Genomic DNA, 19,319 nt, shown 5'->3' with positions numbered 1-19,319 from the left:
GCGCGGTGGCAGCATTCGTGCTCTCAGCAGTTCGGGGCCTGCCCTGCCGTACATTGCGTGCTTGAGGGTCTTGAGGCGGTTGATCTGACCTTCGGCCTGTCCGTTGCTCCGGGCAGCTCGATGGCGTTGTTGACGGCATCGATGTCTCTGCGCAAAACACGGGCGAATCGCATGATCGGAATGATGTCGGAGTCGATTGCATTGTCGATCCAGAGGTCCAGTGTTTCCGACATCTTGCTCCGAAGGATACCGGTGTAGGCACACCTCTTCGTATTCCAGTTGATCGGGTGATCGTCCAAAAAATCCACGTGATGCACGCCAGAAGACGTCGAATCCGAGGCTCGGATCCAGTTGTTCCTTAGCAGGTCCAAAGAAGGCGCGACCCTGCTTTCGGCTCTCTGTGAAGATCATCTACGACGCGCAGGCGACTGGGCGCAGAGACCTGCCGGGTGCGCCTTCCGTGGTCAGTCGGCCGTGAACTGTCCGCAAATCGTCGATCCGTCACGTTGATTAAGGCGGACGGTTTGGAATCGCAGGATTTGGGGTATTTTGGCGCTGTTTTCCTGCAATTCGGTTTTGCGATTTCCTTTGTGCTGCGGAGCGTGATTGATCGGGATAGGGGGACGCCTCACGGCGCCGCCCCTCCCACACCACCGGGCATACGGGTCCGTACCACGGCGGTTCGATCGGATTAAGCTTGGGCAGAGACATGGAGTCGAGGGAGACCGAGGGACTCGAAGTAATGGTTGCGCAGGGCCTGTTGGACCGCCGGATGTCCTGACATGCGCCAGAATCCCGTCGGTGAACCGGCGGCTACCGCAGCTCCGAACGTTGGTACGCCATGACGGCGCAGTTCCTTGAAGCGGTTGTGCCCGTTCCCCCATTGCCGCCAGAGATACATGCGTAGTCTTCGGCGGGTCCACGCTTCCAAGTTCGTAAGCACCCGCGGGGTCTGGCAGAAGCCGAAGTAGCCGCGCCATCCGATGAGGTATGGCTTCAGTTCCTTGACCAGCTGCGGCAGACTTATGCCCCGGGTCCGGCGTGTCATATCCCGGATCAGCGCCTTGAATTTGTCGAGGGCCTTCGGCGCGATGCGCCGCTCGCTCCCGTCATTCGCGATGCTGAATCCCAGGAACTTCCGCTCCTCCGGCCGCGCCACCGCACTCTTCGCCGCGTTGACCTTCAGCAACAGCTTCTGGGTCAGGAACCGGCTGACGGAGGCCATGACCCGTTCGCCGGCGCGGCGGCTGCGAACATAGATGTTGCAGTCGTCGGCGTAGCGGCAGAAGCGGTGACCCCGTCGGGCCAGTTCCTTGTCGAGGTCGTCGAGCAGGAGGTTACTTAGGAGGGGCGAGAGCGGACCGCCTTGCGGGGTCCCCTCGTCCACCGGACGGACCAAGCCGTCCTCCATCACCCCGGCATTGAGGAATGCCCGGATGAGTTTGAGCACACGCTTGTCCGCCACCCTCGCAGCGACGCGCGCCATCAGGCTGTCGTGATTGACTCGATCGAAAAATCTTTCGAGATCAAGATCGACCACGTAGCTGTAGCCCTCGGCAATGTAGCATTGCGCTTGGGCTACCGCCTGATGAGCGGAGCGTCCCGGACGGAAGCCGTAGCTGTGCTCGGAGAATGTCGGGTCCCACTGCTCCTGGAGAACCTGCAGCAGGGCTTGCTGGATCAGCCTGTCGACGACGCAAGGCACGCCGAGCTTTCTGACCCCGCCCTCCGGCTTGGGGATTTCGACCCGCTTGACCGGCTGTGGCTGGTAGGTTCCCTTGAGCAATCGATCCCGAATGCTTGGCCAGTGCTCACGCAGGTAGCCCTTGGCGTCGTCGATGGTCATCCCATCCACGCCTGGACCGCCCTTGTTGCTTCGAACGCGTTTCCACGCTGTTTCCAGATTCTCTCGGTTACATACCGTCTCCATCAGTTGTTCTGTCCAAGCCGGGCTTTCGGGTGCCGACTTCGCCACGAGCGGTTCGGCCCCTTGGTAACCGCTGACTGGGGCTTCACCCCGGTCCCTCGGTTCCAGGGCCAGTGAATACTGGGTCTTCTGCCGCTTTCCACTCATGAGTTGCCCGTCCTACTTGCCACTTCCAATCGTTCGGGCCTTCGGTCATCGTTTCCGGCTCGGCCTATCCGTTTGCTCCGCCTTTCGGCCTTGGAGTGCCTCACTAGCCTTGCCGACGGCATCACCTACTACGCCCTCTGCTGACTCCTGCATCACGGTCAGGTCACCTTGCGGTTCCCTCAGTTCCGAAGTCGGAACATGACGCAGGCCTCCCCAGGTAAGTTCAATCGCCTTCCCCGCGCACCTGCCGGATCTACAGCCCTGCCCCTTGATGGATATGGACTTCGCGACACGTTGCCCGCTCGTCCGGCCAGGGATGCCTCATATCCGGTTTCTGTTCGTCAGGTCGCGGTTTTGCTCCGCGCTTCCTTCAGACACCACCTCGCGATGATGCCCTTGCGCTTTGCTAAGCCTTCACCTCCATCAGGTTGGCTAGGGGACTTTCACCCCCAAGCGGTTGAACATGCTGGGCACACAACTAAACCGCTGCCGCGGTAGCTGATGCGGGGGTCTGGCCTGACGAGGCCCTGTCTGAGAAGATTTGGTGTCGAGCCAACCTTCCAGACAGGAGTACCCTAGATGGCTCAGATAAGCCCTCTGCGTCAGCGGATGATTGAAGATCTGACGATCCGCAATTTTTCACCGAAGACGCAGCGATCCTACGCCGCCTTTGGTCCACACCTCGGAGGGCCAATCGGCTCCGGCGGCTCCACGAGATCGTAGTCTATGTCAGGAGACAGATGCCGAACCAATTAGGCGGCCCGACCAGAAACTTAGAGGCTCACAGGCTCACTGCTCCCTTGTACCGCCACGACCAGGCTTTTTCGTTTTTTCTTCCATCGAGCGTTTGATCGACGACACTTCTCGGCTCAAGGCTCAACAGCATCGATCGCGCCTTGTCATCAAGGCTTAGCGGGCGTGTCTCCCCGTCTTCGTCCCGCCACATTGCAATAGTCCTATTCGGTGGGAACTTACCGGCCGCAGTGCTTCGCTCCATCAGGCCAAGAGAAGTCACGGTCAGCACCGACGTACCCGGATCCTCCGCGAGGGTTGCCGCATAGCGGGCTGGCCATCTCGCGGGTATTTGAGGCCCATCCATCAGGATCGCAAATAGTAGATTGGGGCCGATCGCCCTGAGGATGTCATGGCAAGGATCGCTCCGAGCCAAGTCTTCACATATCATCGTGGTGAAAACGGAGGTCTTTCTGAAATGGAAGAAATGTATCTCGCGTTGCGCGATTTTGTGGCTTTCCCACCAGGCGGAGCTACAATCTAGCGATTTCGTAAGATCGTAGTCCTTGATCTGCGATTGCGCCAACCGCCAGCGGTGATGCTTCCTCCGGCTTGTCAGCAGATATCGACTTTCCTTGTGTTTCAACTCCGCCAACTCGTTGTTTTTCCACATGGCGGTCAGCACGAAATTACCCTCTTCCCCTTCACAATTCGTGCTGCTTCCCGTGATTGCGAACTCCATTTCCGGTGCAATCTCCTTAACGCGTCCGCAAATCTTGTTGAATATCGCTTCCGTCAGCGCATATTCTGGAAAAATTATTCCATTCAGGGATTCGCCTTTAAGCTTGAGTTTCGCTTTGGCGACCTCCTCGGCAACTAACTCGATTATCCAATCTTGGTCCACCAGCCATTCTTGGACCACTTCGAAATTTCCCCATTTGGGGCGCCTATCGTCGTGAGGCAGTGCAGTATCCTTGGTACGTATCCAGTTGTCCCTCATCTCGAAGGGCAGCGGAATAATCAGGATATCCAGAGCGTCGGCGTCTTCGTCCAGTTTCGAGTTAATCGGCTGGTGCCAGTGGCATCGAACGTTTCCAACATGGGGAATGTACGCAACGTTTCGGGTCAGGTTTCGCATATTGCAACCAACTGCGGATATTCTGTTTTTGGGCTGAACACAGCCCACGTCTGGATCGCTATCGCGACCGAACGTCGGAATTTGTCGCTTCGCCCTATAGGCCCCCTGTTCGGTCAACTTCCGCGGCCGTGCGAAGGGCTGGGCGAAAAACTGTTCGAACGCATTCACCAGCCACCGCGGGTTGTCCGGGTCGCGGGGCGATCCGAGCCCGGCACAGGCCTGGTCGGCGATTATCAGCAGTTGGAGGCTTGCTTTCCACCATTTCGGCACATTTTTCCGGGCGCTTTTCTGCGTATAGAACGATGCCCTTATTGGCTGCACCCAAGCGGCGATGACCACATCCCACAGGTCGTAAACGAAATCCGGAGTCTCTCCATTCTCGGACCAGTCAGTCCCTGCCCGCTCGCATTTCGCTCTGTCTTCCAAACTCAAAGTGAAGCTCATGGGCTGCTCCCCAGCCCGAGGAATTACGTCCGGATCAGGATCGAAATATGTGAGCAAACCGGAAATATGGAGGACGTGCGCGGCAGTAGCGAAAAGGTCCGTGGGCCAAATTGGTGGGTCAAACCAAGGTATCGACGTGTCTTCGAGACTTTCCTCAGGCGAGATAACAGGCTCTTGGCCGTCTTGCTCGGGAATAAGGGGCACGGTTCCCATTGGCATGATGCTCACTACGGTGTCGCCGACCGTGTGCCGCGCACTTTCTTCAGCCATTTTGTCCCGCCCCCGTTTTTCCCGGCGCGACCTTCTACTTACGGGTACAATATTTGCAAGGTCGGTTTCTGCCATCTGCCCATGCAACTGTTGACAACGGGCTGCCTCGGGTGCATTGGAACCATCGCATGGGGGAGCCGTTTTGACCGTACCGTAAGGTCGACCCGTTATGGTTCCGTTAGGAATTTCGGGGCCATCTTGACCATGTCGGGATCCGGGTGTCTTATGTGCGGTGCACGTGCTTCGCGGCGGCTAGAAGGATGACGAAGGCATGTCCTCAATGATTTCGAAGGAACTTCGCGTTGAAGTTTTGGCGGAAGCCAAGCGGAATAAGGCAGGCACCGTCGAGTCGGTCCAGCGCATGTATCGGAAGCGGCTTGAGAAGTCGGAGAAGCGCGGTCATCTTCCGGCTAGCGTGAAGGCTGCCTATTCGCGCCAAATTGAGCGCATCCCTGAAGAGTTCGCGCTGTAGGTCAAAGATTGCGCGTTTGAGGAAGGCGGCCCTCGTGCCGCCTTTTTTATTCCGTAGTGGCTGCGATGAGCGTCGCCGCGTCGATCGAGAAGCTGACTACCCAGCATAAGCCGTGTCAGCCGGATGTAGAGCTACGAAAAGCGGAACGGCAACCCAGAAACTTGCCAGCGCGCTCGCTGCGGCGGCATAGCGGTTAATAGCGGACTGCTTCGCAGCAATGGCCTCGCGCAGCTTCATAGACGTAAGACCGTCGTCTAATAGCGAGATTTGCAAGCGCCTTTTTAGGTGCGGGAAGTCGTTTGGCGGGAGCATGGTCGTCTACGCGGTCGACATGCGTCGCCGCATCATGGTGCTTCGCGGGACGGTCCTTCCAATGTATGTCTCGCACGCTCCGGGCAAACTCGTGGTGCAACGGTCTTAACGGAATGGACCAGCCTCGGTCCCGGCAGGGACTCCTCTTCACGCCATGGGCGCTGCAGAGCTCGAGAGTTAAGCGGTGGCCATCGCCCTGTTGAAGAGCTCACCGGAGCGGAGCATCGCATGCATGATGACGGCGAGCTTGCGGGCGACAGCGACAGCGGAGCGTTTGAAGCCGATCTTCTCGCGTAGTTTTATACCCCAATTGCGTAAATCGCTGTCGGCCCGGCTGCGAGTCAGGATCACTACCGCCGCTTCATAGAGAAGCGAACGCACATGGCTGTCTCCGCGTCGGGAGATATGGCCGTCATAGTCTACTTCGCCCGAATGATAGCGCCGGGTCGTCAACCCCAGCCAGGCGCCTACCGAGCGCGATCGCTTGAAGTTCGCTGGATCCTCGACGGCAGTTAGGTAGGCAGTGGCTGTGATCGCACCAACGCCGGGGATCGACATCAGCAACTCACATTGCTGGTTTCTACGCGCTTCGGCGGATCTGCTGCCCCAACCTGGCCGCCTGGAGGCGCAGGCTACGCCATGCTTCGACCAAGGGCAGGATTATCCTCGAAAGGCCGGCGTTGTCGGCCAAGAGGGAGCGAACATGCACCTCAAATTTGCCACCCATACTGCATGGAACGATAAGGCCGAACGTCTTCATCAATCCCCGAATCTGGTTCGCCACGTCCAGTGTCGTTCGCATGAGTTTCGTTCGAGCCGCGACCAATGTCCGAGAAAGCATGCTGTCGAAGCCCTTTACCCGGACTTCGCGGAAGAAACCGACCTCCGCCAGGTGCGCGAGCCCATCGGCGTCATTGGCATCGGTTTTGTTCGCGGCCATGTCGAGCGCCGCTTTGGCGTGACGGGCATCGATGCAAATGGCCGGCAGTCCCTCGGCGCGCAGTGCATGATAGAACCATATCGAGAGGGGGCCTGTTTCGAACACCACGCGTTCCGCATTTGACGCTCGAATGCGGATAAGTTCGGCTATGGTGGCGGGATCAGAGGCGCACTTCCCGCGCCAGATCCGCTTACCCGCGTGACGGATCGAAATTGCCGTCTCTTTCATAGATACGTCGAGACCGATATACTCTGTCATGGCTGTTCTCCATTGATGCTGGGTCCGGCGTCCAGTCGAGAGCCCGTATCTCATCATATCGGGGAGCAGCCACCTTCCAATCATGGGCGGTGATCGCGGGATTTCGCCAGTCGCGCCAGCACGCGTTAGCCGCCGCCAGCGTCGGCGAGTTCGCCGCCTCGTCCTGCCGGGAGAGCAGACGATCGGCCTCGCTGAACGCGTGCCTCGGGATTCGCGCCCGCTTCAGCACTCGAACGCCGACCCCTTGCGGTGCGAGCGGACTGGCCGCGAGGAGGCCACCTTGGGCATTCCGGCGGCTTCTCGACAGGATGCAGCCACCGGATGCCTGAGCAGTGATTACCTGGAACGCACGTCGGTCCTGCGCCGTGACAGGATCGGGATCGAATGTGCCGCGGGACAAAACATGGCTTGGGATCAGCGGATCCTCAGCAGCGCGGCGCGGCCATGAGCGCGCGGTCATACCGAGCAAACGAACCCACCGGCGAGGTGCCGCGGCGAGATGACTCGCCGGGCACCACACGGCACAGGCGCCCGGATCGCGACCGTCGGGTAAGCGAAGCTCCTGCAGTGAGAATTCCAGCGCCTTGGCAGGCGCGCGCCGCAGTGCCTCACTCCACAGCACGCGAGCGGAGGTCCCCAGCAAGATAGTGCCAGCCTGCCTTGCCGCGGCCAGGCCGTTGGCCAGCATTTCGAGAACGGGCGTCAGGATCGGCCTCGGATCGATACCGTCGGTTCGAAGCCGGCTCGCTGCGTCCAGCGCGCGCAGCCATTGGTCATGTTCGAAAAGGGCAGCACCAGGTTGCAGCCCAAACGCCCAGTTAAGCGGCAAGTCTTGCAAGGCGTGGCTCCGGCCTGCGGCGTGACTGAAGAGCCGGCGAAGGCGGTCCTGACTGAGGCCATTCAACAGAACGTCGGCAAGTGCGCCACAAGTTTGGCCTTCGCGCGACGCGAGTGCCAGCACACCGTGCGAGAAATGCAGCGGCAGGTCGGCGTCCGCTGCCAAGGCGAGAAAGTGTTCGTCCCATTCCCCGGTTGAGGTGGCGCAAATCGCAATTTCTTCGGGTCTCGCCTGTCCGGATGCGATGAGCTCGCGCATCCAGCGTAGCGCTTCCACTACTTCAGCAGCAGGATTGGCGCAGGACACCATCTCCATGGCAACAGCTGTTTGGTGCTGGTCAGTAGTGATCTCGCCCGGGAACCAGCTGACGTCCGTGGCGCCGGGACTGTGCCAGGAGACGCGCACCGTCTCATTGAGGGCCTGAAGCAGGGGCTGCCAGACCGGCGCGACGCTGACGACGCGGTCAAGCTCCATCGACCCCAGCGCGGCCGCCGCATGGACGAGGCGCTTCAGCGCGGCGTCGCGAAGGTCGCGCGGCGTCAGCACGCCTCTGGGTAGGTTTGCGCGGACGCGCTGCTCGATCTCGGCAATATCCGCCAGTCGGGCGCTGCGATCATCGCCTATCGGCAGCGAAAGGTCGGCCCGCCAGATTTTGGCGAGCGTCCTTGCGACGGCACGGATCATACCTGGAAGCTGCCGGATACTTTCTAGCTCGGCAAACCCTCCGGCTTCGAGTGCAGCCCGGACGGCTGTATCGAGGTCCTCGGATCGGGCAGGTCGTGTAAAGCCGCCGGCCAAGCGGGCGGCCAGTTGCGGCATAGTAAGGATTTGCACGCCGGTTTCGCCGCGGCGCGCAGCCGCGATCCGGCGCATCCGAAAGGCGAGAGGGCCTTCAACGACAACGGTCTGGCGTATCATCCGATGTCCTTTGTTCCTCGAACGGATGGTCGGGTTTCGAAAATCTGGTCCGCGACCTCATTCCGTGCCCAAGCGACCCTTTTGGGCGCGCAATAACATGTTGCGCCCCGAACAAACACTATGACGACTACAAAGCCGCTCGTGATGGTGGATTTTCACGTGGACTTTATACACTCGGATATGTTTGATCAGAATTCGATTTGGGCTGGGCGCAACGCGACGCATACAAGCGAGTAGCATGGCTGGAGCCGAATCGGCTTCCGCAGGGGGATTGATTGAACATTAGCAATTTCATTTGGAACATCGCCGACGATGTTCTTAGGGATGTCTACGTTCGCGGCAAGTATCGGGATGTGATCCTGCCGATGACCGTAATTCGTCGGCTCGACGCAGTGCTTGAACCTACCAAAGATGCCGTGCTTTCCATGAAAGGGCAACTGGACCGGGCCGGAGTAGCCAACCAGCATGCGGCGCTGTGTCAGGCTTCGGGGGAGGCCTTCTACAACACGTCGCAGTTTCGGCTTCGCGACCTTGCTTCCCGCGCGCGTCGCCAACAGCTGAAATCAGACTTCGAAACCTATCTCGATGGCTTCTCCCCAAACGTCCAGGAAGTGCTGGACAAGTTCAAGTTCCGCAACCAGATCCCGACTCTCGTCGAGGCCGATGCACTCGGCTTCCTACTCGAAAAGTTTCTCGACCCGACGGTCAATCTCAGCCCAAAGGCGGTGTTGCACCAAGACGGCAGCGTTCGTCTGCCGGGGCTCGACAACCACTCCATGGGAACAATTTTCGAGGAATTGATCAGGCGGTTCAACGAAGAGAACAACGAGGAGGCCGGAGAGCACTTCACCCCGCGCGACGTGGTCGAACTCATGGCGTACCTGATTTTCATGCCGATCGCGGACGAAATTCAGTCCGGCACCTATCTCGTCTATGACGGCGCGTGTGGCACGGGCGGCATGCTCACGGTCGCGGAAGAGACCCTGGTCAAGCTGGCGTCCGACCATGGCAAAGAAGTATCCGTCCACCTGTATGGGCAGGAGGTCAACCCGGAGACCTTCGCCATCAGCAAGGCGGACCTCATCCTAAAGGGTGAAGGCGCTGAAGCCGAGAATATGAAGTACGGCTCGACCTTGTCCAGCGACGCGTTCCCGTCAGGCGAGTTCGATTTCATGCTGTCGAATCCACCCTACGGCAAGTCCTGGAAATCGGACCTCGACCGCCTCGGTGGTAAGAAGGACATCGGCGACCCACGCTTCGTTATCGATCATGGCGGTGATCCCGAGTACAGCCTGATCACCCGTTCCAGTGACGGCCAGATGGTGTTCCTGGCTAACATGCTGAGCAAGATGAAAACGGCGACGAAGGTAGGAAGCCGCATCGCCGAGGTCCACAATGGTTCATCGCTGTTCACTGGCGATGCTGGATCGGGCGAGAGCAATGTGCGGCGCTGGGCCATCGAGAAAGACTGGCTCGAGGCCATCATCGCCTTGCCTCTGAACATCTTCTACAACACTGGCATAGCCACCTACATCTGGGTGCTTAGCAATCGCAAGGCACCATCCCGTAAGGGCAAGGTCCAGCTGATCGATGCAACGGCGTGGTTCAAACCGCTGCGTAAGAACCTTGGGAAGAAGAACTGTGTTCTCGGACCGCACGACATCAAGCGCATCTGCGAAACCTTCCTCGACAGCGAGGAAAGCGAACAGTCGAAGGTCTTCCCTAACGATGCATTCGGTTATTGGAAGGTGACGGTCGAGCGGCCGTTACGCATAAAGGTCGATCTTTCTCCGAACGCGCTGCGGCGCTTTTCAAAGCTAGCTACCGCGGCAGCCGAAGGGCCACTTGTCACGCTCGTGGACAAAGTCACTCTCAGGCTGGGTGAAGGTCCGCATTCCGACTTCAATCGATTCCTCAAGGAAATCGAAACGGAGGCGAGCAAGCGCAGCGTCCGAATGACGGCAAAACGCGAGAAGCTTCTGATGGCTGGACTGGGCATCAAGGATACGGAAGCGGCGCCGGTCATCAAGAGAGTGTCCAAGGTCCCGCCGAATGCCGACCCCCAAGCTGACGTACTTCATGGCAGGTACCATCGAACCATCGCCGGAAAGCCGGCCGTCGTCGAATACGAGCCGGACACTGAGTTGAGGGACACCGAACAGGTGCCCTTCCTGGAGGAAGGGGGCATTGATGCCTTCTTCCTTCGCGAGGTCCTTCCCCACGCATCTGACGCCTGGATCGACCCGTCGAAAACGGTCATCGGCTACGAAATCTCGTTCACCCGGCACTTCTACAAGCCGCAACCACTGAGGACGCTTCAGGAAATTGAGGCCGACATTCGGGCGCTTGAGCAGGAAACGGATGGTCTTCTTGAAGACGTGCTGACGGGACGTCTCTGACCATGGCCACACAGCGCTACTCGGTCACACCGCATCCGATCGAAATTCTGCTCACCTGGATAAAGTCGGGCGAAATTGCCATCCCCGGACTTCAGCGTCCCTCCGTGTGGGATGCGACCAAGGTTCGCAATCTGCTCGACTCGCTCTACCAAGGTTATCCGGTTGGATATCTGATCGCGTGGATCGGCGACCGCGATCCGAAGGCCTACTTCGCTGACCTGTCGGCACAATGCAACGGCGGGCAGAAGAATACGGCGGCACTACCACGATTGAGGAGATGCGTTCAAACCTGCGAATGAGCTGCCTTCCCGAATGCTTGCTCGAGGGTGAGGTCCTGACGTTCGATGATTTCCTGGAACAGCGCCGCAAGCTGATGGCGCAGAAGATCAGGAGCTATTTCCGGGGGCTTTGAAATGCAGTTGGGGACACAAACGGAAGTGGAGGGCGATAAATGGCTGAACGGGATGACTTGCTGGCGGCGATAGCCGGGACAACGGCCGACTATAGGAATGGTGAGTTGGATCCGCCGACTACCGATCACGTGAACAGATGGATCAGCCAGTTTGAACAAGGAGTACGATTGCCCATTTTGCGGGAAATGGCGCATGTAGCTGATGCAAGTTACTTCAAGAAATCTGAGGTCCAAACGTTCTTAAAAGCGCTAGTTAGAAACAAAAAGATTGTCGGCGACAATCCGAAAGAATTCTGGAATGCAGTGAAGTTCTTAGACATTCAAAAGGGCGGCTCCAGTCAACGAGACATGATTCTGGCCTTTGATGAGATCCTGTCTGATGAGATTGGCTGCCGCGTAAATAAAAATGGAAGATCGACAACATTTATGTACTTGGATGACGTTATTTTTACCGGAGGGCGTATAAGGAGTGATCTTGTCGAATGGATTAAGTCAGACGCTCCGGCGAAAGCAAAATTACATGTAATAGTTATAGCAATGCATGAAGGCTTCTATTACAACAGAGATATAATTGCAAAGACTTGCAAGGATGAGAAAAAGGATATAGAAATAACTTGGTGGAGGGTGGGCGTTTTTGAGAATAGGAAGTATTATCGAAACACCTCCGACGTTCTTTGGCCAGTGGAAATCCCTGACGACGCCCCGACCAAGGCATATGTTGAGAGCTTGAGGTATCCCCTGATCCCACGGACGGCTGGAAGCGTCGGGTCGTTGAAAATTTTCTCCAGTGACGCTGGTAGGCAGCTACTCGAAAATGAGTTCCTTAGGGCTGGAGTCCGAATTCGAGATATTTGCCGAAACCTACCGTCTGTGGAGCGTCCATTAGGCCACTCGTCTCTGGAGACAATCGGCTTTGGATCCACGGTTGTCACTTACAGAAACTGCCCGAACAACGCCCCACTAGTGTTCTGGGTTGGCCATCCTTGGTATCCTCTTTTTCCCCGGAAAACGAATTCCGATAGCCGAGTCGAACGACTATTTCGCAACGTAAGATTCTAATGTCCCAACCCAGCCAGGTTCGTACCTATGATCCCGCCGCAAGCGTCGTCTTTCTGAAGACGAACGACCGGTTCGGCGGTCTGTCGAACATGGCGCCCGGCTACCCGCTGCGGGTGAACGGGATTCGGATACGCACGACAGAGGCCCTCTATCAGGCGTGCCGCTTTCCGCATCTGCCGGACGTGCAGCGCAAGATCATCGACGAGCACAGCCCGATGACGGCAAAGATGCGCAGCAAGCCGTTCCGCAAGGACTCACGTCCGGATTGGGACGCGGTGCGCGTAAAGATCATGCGCTGGTGCCTGCGGGTGAAGCTGGTGCAGAACTGGCGCGAGTTTGGCAGGCTGCTGCAGGCGACAGGGGACCGACCCATCGTCGAGCAATCCCGTAAGGATGATTTCTGGGGCGCGAAGGTGGCCGAGGGCGAGTCGCTCGTCGGGATGAACGTGCTGGGCCGCCTGCTGATGGAGCTTCGCGAGCAGCTGAAGGGCGATGAGGCAGAGAGCCTTCGGTCCATTGAGCCGCTGGCGATCCCAGAGTTCTTTCTGTTCCAGCGGCCGATCGAGTTGATTTGCTCTGAGGGCCCTGCATCGCTGGCAGCAGAGGTTGAGCCTCGTCCATCACGGCCTGTTGCTGCACCGCCTCCGCGCGACCTGCCGCAACCTTCTCTTTTCGACCAGCCGGCGATTGCCCGGGGGAAAATGAATATTCAGCCAAACAATCGCCCAGTCGAGGTGAAATCCAATCAGCGCCCCGCAGCCTATCCATCTTACAAGCCGGCGCGCGTTCACTGGCTCGGTGAAATTCCTGCTCACTGGCAGGAAAAGCGTGGGAAGTACTTCTTTCGCGAGATTGATGAACGGTCGGCAACCGGCGAGGAGGAGCTTCTTTCGGTCTCCCACACGACCGGCGTCACTCCCCGCAGCCAGAAGAACGTGACGATGTTCAAGGCCGAATCGTACGTCGGCCATAAAGTCGCGAAGCCGAACGACGTCGTCATCAACACGATGTGGGCGTGGATGTCGGCACTTGGCGTCTCAAAACACGTGGGGATCGTTAGCCCAGCTTACGGGGTCTACCGTCCGCTGAACCAAAGCGATTTTCTGCCCGAGTACATCGATTATCTGCTGCGAACGCCGTTGCTGAAATGGGAGTACATCTGCCGCTCGACCGGCATCCGCTCATCGCGGCTCCGCCTCTACCCCGACAAGTTCCTGGACATCGCATTCCCCTGTCCACCGCGCGTGGAACAGGAGCGCATGGTCGCATTTCTCCGCGCAAAGGAAGTGCAGGTCCGCCGCTTGATCCGCAACAAGCGGCGGTTGATCGGGCTGCTGAACGAACAGAAGCAAGCAATCATCTATCAGGCGGTCACGCGCGGCCTGAGCCGCGACGCGCCGATGAAGCCCACCGGCATCGATTGGATGCCCGCGGTTCCTGCGCATTGGGAGGTTGTTTCACTCAAACGCGTCTGCTTCCTCCACCGAGGCTACGATCTGCCGGACGAGAAACGGATCGAAGGCCCTTACCCCGTGGTTTCGTCCGCTGGAGTGATTGGAAGTCATGACAAATTCATGACTCGGGGGCCAGGCGTAGCCACGGGTAGGTACGGATCAACGGGAAGGCTGTTCTACATCGAAGAAGATTTTTGGCCACATAACACGGCTCTATATGTCTCGCAGTTTCAAGGAAATCTACCACGATACGTCTTCTACCTGCTCCAGACACTTAGATATGATGAGTATTCGGACAAGTCCGCAGTACCGGGTATAGATCGAAAAGACCTTCATGACATCCGCGTTGCTAAAGCACCGCAGAAGGAGCAGCAGGCGATAGCCGGCAAGATTGACGAGGACTTGGCGGAGCTAGATCAAGCGATTGAGAAGATTGTTTCAGAAATTCGCCTCATCCGCGAGTATCGCGAGCGCCTGATTGCTGACGTCGTCACCGGAAAGGTGGACGTTCGCCATATCGAGATTTCTGCTCCTGCCAATGAACTTGCCTTGGATGAGGACGAGGCGTTGGAAGAGTATCTGGAGCCTGAAGAGGCCGAGGTAATGGAGGGGGCGGATGCCGACGAGTAGGCCAGCAATCCCCATCGAAATAAGGCGTGACGCCCTCTTTGAGGCTCGTCACCATTGCGCGGTTTGCTGCACCGCACTACCGCTCGAATACGCACACGTTATCCCTTGGAGCAAATCCCAAGACCATTCGATCGAAAATCTGATCGCCCTTTGCGCGAACTGCCATGAGCGCGCGGACAACGAGAAATGGGGTGTAAGTTACCTTCAGCGCTACAAGAAGACGCCTTGCATCATTGCTCGCGCTGTACCGCCGCCGATGACCGTGGAACAGAAGACGCTGGTCGATCTGATCGTCTCGCGCGACCCGGATTCAATGAATGACAAGGAGCGGCAACGCCTCGTCTCGATGGTGGCTGCCTATGTGGGGGTCCCATTCGGGCAAGTATCGGTCGTATCGGTGGTCCAAGCCAACAGCTCGAGAGTCCGACTGGAAATGCCGTCGGAGGCAGCGAGACAACTAATCGAAGGCTTCGAAACGCAAGACCCGATGCTGCAAGCGTACCTGGACGATGTAGGACTTATCCGGGTGGAGCTTGGCCCCCCGGTCCAAGGAGGCAGCCGAATGCGGCAGTACACCGACACCAGCGAGAAGGGTCTAGAATCCCTTATCGTGCGGTCGTTGATCGAGGAGGCGGGCTATGCGGCGGGCGACCCCAAGGATTTCGATCGCGACCACGCCATCGACCTGGCGAAGCTGTTCTCCTTCTTGAATGCCACGCAGCCCGACGCGGTCGAGGCACTGGGGATCAACGACGACGGACCGAGGCGTTTGCAATTTCTCCACCGCCTGCAGGGCGAGATCGCAAAGCGGGGGATCATCGACGTGCTGCGCAACGGCGTGAAGCATGGCCCCGGCTCGGTGGAGGTGTTCTTCGGCAGCCCGACGCCAGGCAACATCAAGGCCGAGGAACTGTTCGCGGCGAATATTTTCAGTGTAACGCGGCAGCTGCATTATTCAAAGGACGCGTCCAAGCTGTCGCTTGATGCGGTCCTGTTCATCAACGGCCTGCCCATCGCTACGTTCGAGCTCAAGAACAGCCTGACCAAGCAGACCGTTGAGGACGCGATCGAGCAGTACAAGCGCGACCGCGATCCGAAGGAGTTGATGTTTCAGTTTGGCCGCTGCGTCGTTCACTTCGCGGTGGACGATCACGAGGTGAGGATGTGCACGGACCTGAAAGGCAAGGCGTCCTGGTTCCTGCCGTTCAACAAGGGCTGGAACGACGGCGCGGGCAATCCGCCGAACCCGCATGGGCTGAAGACCGATTATCTGTGGAAGGAGGTTCTGACGAAACGGAACCTCACCGACATCCTTGAAAACTATGCCCAGGTGGTCGAGGAGACGGACGAGCGGGGCAGGAAGAAGCCGCCGAAGCAGGTCTTCCCGCGCTTCCACCAGCTCGGTGTGGTGCGCAAGTTGCTGGCCGATGCCAAGGCTTCCGGCGCCGGGCGGCGGTACCTGATCCAGCACTCGGCCGGTTCGGGCAAGAGCAACTCGATTGCGTGGCTCGGCCACCAGCTCATCGGGCTGGAGACTGGCGGCATGCCGACCTTCGACACCGCTATCGTAGTCACCGACCGGCGCGTGCTCGACAAGCAGATTCGCGACACCATCAAGCAGTTCGCGCAGGTGTCCTCAATCGTCGGCGCAGTTACCGAAGGGTCGCAGCAGCTGCGGACCTTTCTGCAGCAAGGCAAGAAAATCATCATCACCACGGTGCAAAAATTTCCGTTCATTCTGGATGAGATAGGGGATGGGCATCGCGGGCGTACCTTCGCCATCATCATCGACGAGGCGCATTCCAGCCAGGGCGGCCGCACGTCGGCGAAGATGAACATCGCGCTCGCCGCCAATGGGGCGGAGGAAGACGAGGAAACGGTCGAGGACACCATCAACCGTCTGATGGAAGCCCGCAAGGTTCTGCCAAACGCGAGCTACTTCGCCTTCACCGCTACGCCGAAGAACAAGACGCTTGAGATTTTCGGCACGGCGGTTCCGGAGGGGAACAAGGTCAAGCACGTCCCCTTTCATAACTACTCAATGAAGCAGGCCATCGAGGAGGGGTTCATCCTCGACGTTCTGAAGTACTACGCTCCAGTCGAGAGCTATTACCGCCTAATGAAGACTGTGGAAGACGATCCCCAGTTTGACACCAAGCGGGCGCAGAAGAAACTCCGGCGCTACGTCGAATCCCATGACCACGCCATCCGCAAGAAGGCGGAGATCATGGTCGATCATTTCCACGATCAGGTGATTGGCCACCGTAAAATCGGCAGTGCTGCGCGCTCCATGGTGGTGACCAGTGGGATTCATCGCGCTATCCAGTACTTTCATGCCTTTGGCGCATATCTGAAGGAACGCAAAAGTCCTTATCAGGCTGTCGTCGCCTTCTCGGGCGAGCATGAATATGGCGGCCACAAGGTGACTGAGGCGTCGCTCAACGGCTTCCCTAGCAACAGAATCGAGGAGACGATCCAGAAGGATCCGTACCGCTTCCTGATCGTCGCCGACAAATTCCAGACCGGCTACGACGAGCCGCTGCTGCACACGATGTACGTGGATAAGACGCTGTCCGGCATCAAGGCCGTGCAGACGCTGTCGCGCCTCAACCGAGCACATCCGCAGAAGTACGACACCTTCGTGCTGGACTTCATGAACGATGTGGATGGCATTAAGGCCTCGTTCGAAGACTATTATCGCACGACGATCCTCAGCGAGGAGACCGACCCGAACAAGCTGCACGACCTGAAAGCAACACTCGACGGCTATCAGGTCTATTCGTGGGAGCAGGTGGAAGTCCTCGCAGCGTTGTATCTTGGCGGCGCCGATCGGGACAAGCTCGATCCCATCCTCGACGCGTGTGTCGCCGCCTACACAGCTGACCTCGATGAGGACGGCCAGGTGGATTTCAAGGGCAAGGCAAAGGCATTCACCCGAACCTATGGCTTCCTCGCGGCGATCCTGCCTTACTCGAGCGCCGAATGGGAAAAACTCTCGATCTTTCTGAACTTCCTGACGCCGAAATTGCCCGCGCCAGAGGAACAGGACCTCTCGAAGGGAATCCTTGAAGCCATCGACATGGATAGCTACCGGGTCGAGGCGCAGGCCACGATGTCGATAGCGCTGCCCGATGCAGATGCAGAGATCGGCCCTGTGCCTCTTGGGGGCGGCGGCGGCAAGCCGGAGCCAGAACTCGATTTGCTGAGCAACATCCTAAAGACGTTCAACGAGATGTTTGGCAATATCGACTGGAAGGACGCTGACAAGATCGCGAAGGTGATCGCCGAAGAGCTTCCAGCAAAGGTTTCAGCCGACAAGGCATACCAGAATGCCATGAAGAACTCGGACAAACAGAACGCCCGCATCGAACACGATAAGGCGCTTCAACGGGCCGTGATTGAGCTGCTGTCGGATCACACAGAGCTATTCAAGCAGTTCAGCGACAACCCATCGTTCAAGAAGTGGCTTTCGGAGACGATCTTCGCCGCGACCTATGAGCAAGGAGGAGCGCCGTGACCACCGTAACACTCAGCTATCAGGCCGACCAAAACATCGAGCAGACGCTCAAGGCGCTGCAAGGGTACGGCATAATGGCTCTGGAGCTGATCCAGAACGCCGACGACGCACATGGCACGACCCTACGTTGGATGTCCGCCAGGATGGTCATTGACAGGTACGGAATGATGCGACCTTCACTATGTGCGGGCTAACCGAACAGACGATGAGTCCACGGGACGAGATCTCGACCTGAGAAAGCCGTGTAGCTCAATGCATGATGCTGCATGATTTGGATTTGCCGAAGCGCAAGTTCTGGCGATCCTACATGGTCCCCCACGCGCGGTAGCGCCCCCGGCCCGTCACCTCGCGGATGCCGAGTTCGGCGACGAGGTCGAGCGCGGCGCGCTGGCTGACCTTGAGCTCGGCCGCGATCAGGCCCGCCGATACCACCGGCCGCGCAAGGACGAGCTCGATCAGCGCCGGCAGGCTCGAATTCTTTCGCCGGTTCCTGAGCCGGCGTTCCATCTGACCTTTGGCCAGCGCCAGCCGGTCGAGTTCCTTCAGCCCGGCTGCGGCGGCCTCTGCAAACGCGTCGAGGACGGCCAGCAATCGGGTGGTCCGGACCGGGGCGTTGCGCCGTTCCCTGGCAATCAGACGCAGCCCCGAGTTGAGAGCAAAAAGGTGCGAGCTAACCTTGCCGCGTTCCCTGATCAGCGCGGCCACCAGCAGCGGGCCGAGCCAATGCTGGTGCTGCAGCGGTTCGATGTCTTGCCACGCCTCCCAGGCGATCGCCGCGGCCAACACGGCCGGGATGTTTTCGCGGCGCAGCTTGTCGACGACGGCGAGCCAATCGGCCAGACGCTGGTCCTCGTCCCAGTCGAGATCACGGATCAAAGGCCCGAGGCTGTCCGACGAAGCGTCCCGCCCTTTTGCCCCCTGCCCTGCAGCGTCGACATCCTTGCCGTCCGCGTCGCGCTGCTCGAAATTTTCGCTCGCCAGCAACCGGCTGGAGCGGGCCAGTACGGCGTCGATCTCCGCCAGCTCTTCGGCAAGAGCATCCTCCTGGCCGCTATCTTCAGCAAGGCTTTCGCCGGCGCCCTTTTCTGGCCAGGCAGCCGCCGTCGCTGCATCGGGTTCGGAGACATCTCGTCCCGGACTCACCCCGTTGCGCCCGCCTTGCCCTTCGCGGCCGCGCAGGGCCGTGACGCCTACGCGAGAAAGCGCCCAGTCGGGTGGGTGCAAAAGAATGCGGCGGCGGGCGCGCAGCACGGCATGCGCCCGAGTGAGTTCGTGGGTCGGGGTGCGGATGTCCATATGGGCGTCGTGCAGGACGAGGTCTTCCGTGTGGACGAGTTCGCCTTCCAGCCACAGCGCCGCGGCCGCGTCGGCAAAGTGCTGGCGCTGGATAAAGCCGTCTCCGACCGGGCTTTTGAGAGCGCGCTCATCGAGCCGCGCCAAAAGGTCTTCGGC

12 protein-coding genes and 1 pseudogene are annotated in these 19,319 nt (G+C 58.8%); 7 read left to right on the top strand and 6 right to left on the bottom strand.

The genetic code is table 11. From position 1 onward, the window contains the following. Positions 1-23 precede the first annotated feature (23 nt). The 3 genes from EH240_RS33445 to EH240_RS33430 all read right to left on the bottom strand — a co-directional run bounded on the left by EH240_RS33445 (position 24) and on the right by EH240_RS33430 (position 4,658). A complete protein-coding gene (locus tag EH240_RS33445) occupies positions 24-308 on the bottom strand; it encodes a hypothetical protein (RefSeq protein WP_425374861.1) in 285 nt (94 codons plus the stop codon). A gap of 383 nt (positions 309-691) precedes the next feature. Then, on the bottom strand, positions 692-1,930 hold the full coding sequence (gene ltrA, locus EH240_RS33440; RefSeq protein WP_125006567.1) for a group II intron reverse transcriptase/maturase: 1,239 nt from the start codon (positions 1,928-1,930) through the stop codon (positions 692-694). A gap of 925 nt (positions 1,931-2,855) precedes the next feature. Further along, positions 2,856-4,658, bottom strand: coding sequence for a hypothetical protein (locus EH240_RS33430; protein ID WP_125006541.1), 1,803 nt, complete (start codon positions 4,656-4,658; stop codon positions 2,856-2,858). 280 nt (positions 4,659-4,938) lie between these two features. Between EH240_RS33430 and EH240_RS33425 the strand changes: the two genes are divergently transcribed. Further along, entirely contained in the window at positions 4,939-5,130 is a 192-nt protein-coding gene (locus EH240_RS33425; RefSeq protein ID WP_125006539.1) for a hypothetical protein, read from the top strand. Between the two features lie 489 nt (positions 5,131-5,619). Here the strand turns inward: EH240_RS33425 and EH240_RS33420 are convergent. Both EH240_RS33420 and EH240_RS33415 read right to left on the bottom strand, forming a co-directional pair. Continuing rightward, a pseudogene (locus EH240_RS33420) lies at positions 5,620-6,640 on the bottom strand (IS110 family RNA-guided transposase). Further along, the gene (locus EH240_RS33415) at positions 6,573-8,396 is read right to left on the bottom strand and encodes a PD-(D/E)XK nuclease family protein (protein ID WP_125006537.1); all 1,824 of its coding nucleotides are present in this window, start codon (positions 8,394-8,396) and stop codon (positions 6,573-6,575) included. Before EH240_RS33415 ends, EH240_RS33420 begins: the two are co-directional and overlap by 68 nt. 275 nt (positions 8,397-8,671) lie before the next feature. Here EH240_RS33415 and EH240_RS33410 point away from each other — a divergent pair, with 275 nt between their 5' ends. From EH240_RS33410 to EH240_RS33380, 6 genes are all read left to right on the top strand, one after another. Beyond that, positions 8,672-10,795, top strand: coding sequence for a type I restriction-modification system subunit M (locus tag EH240_RS33410; RefSeq protein WP_245436634.1), 2,124 nt, complete (start codon positions 8,672-8,674; stop codon positions 10,793-10,795). Positions 10,796-10,797: 2 nt separating this feature from the next. Then, a complete protein-coding gene (locus tag EH240_RS33405) occupies positions 10,798-11,094 on the top strand; it encodes a GmrSD restriction endonuclease domain-containing protein (protein ID WP_206075368.1) in 297 nt (98 codons plus the stop codon). Positions 11,095-11,246: 152 nt separating this feature from the next. After that, positions 11,247-12,266 carry a phosphoribosyltransferase-like anti-phage protein gene (locus EH240_RS33400; protein WP_125006535.1) on the top strand — a complete coding sequence of 340 codons (1,020 nt, stop codon included), beginning with the start codon at positions 11,247-11,249 and terminating at the stop codon, positions 12,264-12,266. Next, positions 12,266-14,350 carry an NADAR family anti-phage protein gene (locus EH240_RS33390; RefSeq protein ID WP_206075367.1) on the top strand — a complete coding sequence of 695 codons (2,085 nt, stop codon included), beginning with the start codon at positions 12,266-12,268 and terminating at the stop codon, positions 14,348-14,350. Before EH240_RS33400 ends, EH240_RS33390 begins: the two co-directional genes overlap by 1 nt. Next, positions 14,337-17,867: a type I restriction endonuclease gene (locus EH240_RS33385; protein ID WP_125006533.1), complete on the top strand. Its 3,531-nt coding sequence runs from the start codon at positions 14,337-14,339 to the stop codon at positions 17,865-17,867. The genes EH240_RS33390 and EH240_RS33385 overlap by 14 nt, the downstream gene beginning before the upstream one ends. After that, a complete protein-coding gene (locus EH240_RS33380) occupies positions 17,864-18,061 on the top strand; it encodes a hypothetical protein (RefSeq protein WP_125006531.1) in 198 nt (65 codons plus the stop codon). The genes EH240_RS33385 and EH240_RS33380 overlap by 4 nt, the downstream gene beginning before the upstream one ends. Positions 18,062-18,170: 109 nt before the next feature. On the opposite strand, the gene EH240_RS33375 is transcribed toward EH240_RS33380, so the two are convergent. Then, on the bottom strand, positions 18,171-19,319 hold a 1,149-nt coding region (locus EH240_RS33375; protein ID WP_245436633.1), incomplete at its 5' end, for an RHE_PE00001 family protein.

The sequence above is a fragment of the Mesorhizobium tamadayense genome (assembly GCF_003863365.1).
GTDB lineage: Bacteria > Pseudomonadota > Alphaproteobacteria > Rhizobiales > Rhizobiaceae > Mesorhizobium > Mesorhizobium tamadayense.
Note: the sequence above shows the minus strand (reverse complement) of the source record. Positions and strands in the feature narration are given on the sequence as shown.

Bases quoted from the DNA above. Each gene is read 5' to 3' on its own strand.
- EH240_RS33400 (WP_125006535.1), top strand. From the start codon at position 11,247: ATGGCTGAACGGGATGACTTGCTGGCGGCGATAGCCGGGACAACGGCC.
- EH240_RS33390 (WP_206075367.1), top strand. From the start codon at position 12,266: ATGTCCCAACCCAGCCAGGTTCGTACCTATGATCCCGCCGCAAGCGTC.
- EH240_RS33415 (WP_125006537.1), bottom strand. From the start codon at position 8,396: ATGATACGCCAGACCGTTGTCGTTGAAGGCCCTCTCGCCTTTCGGATG.
- EH240_RS33385 (WP_125006533.1), top strand. From the start codon at position 14,337: ATGCCGACGAGTAGGCCAGCAATCCCCATCGAAATAAGGCGTGACGCC.
- EH240_RS33430 (WP_125006541.1), bottom strand. From the start codon at position 4,658: ATGGCTGAAGAAAGTGCGCGGCACACGGTCGGCGACACCGTAGTGAGC.
- EH240_RS33405 (WP_206075368.1), top strand. From the start codon at position 10,798: ATGGCCACACAGCGCTACTCGGTCACACCGCATCCGATCGAAATTCTG.
- ltrA (WP_125006567.1), bottom strand. From the start codon at position 1,930: ATGGAGACGGTATGTAACCGAGAGAATCTGGAAACAGCGTGGAAACGC.
- EH240_RS33425 (WP_125006539.1), top strand. From the start codon at position 4,939: ATGATTTCGAAGGAACTTCGCGTTGAAGTTTTGGCGGAAGCCAAGCGG.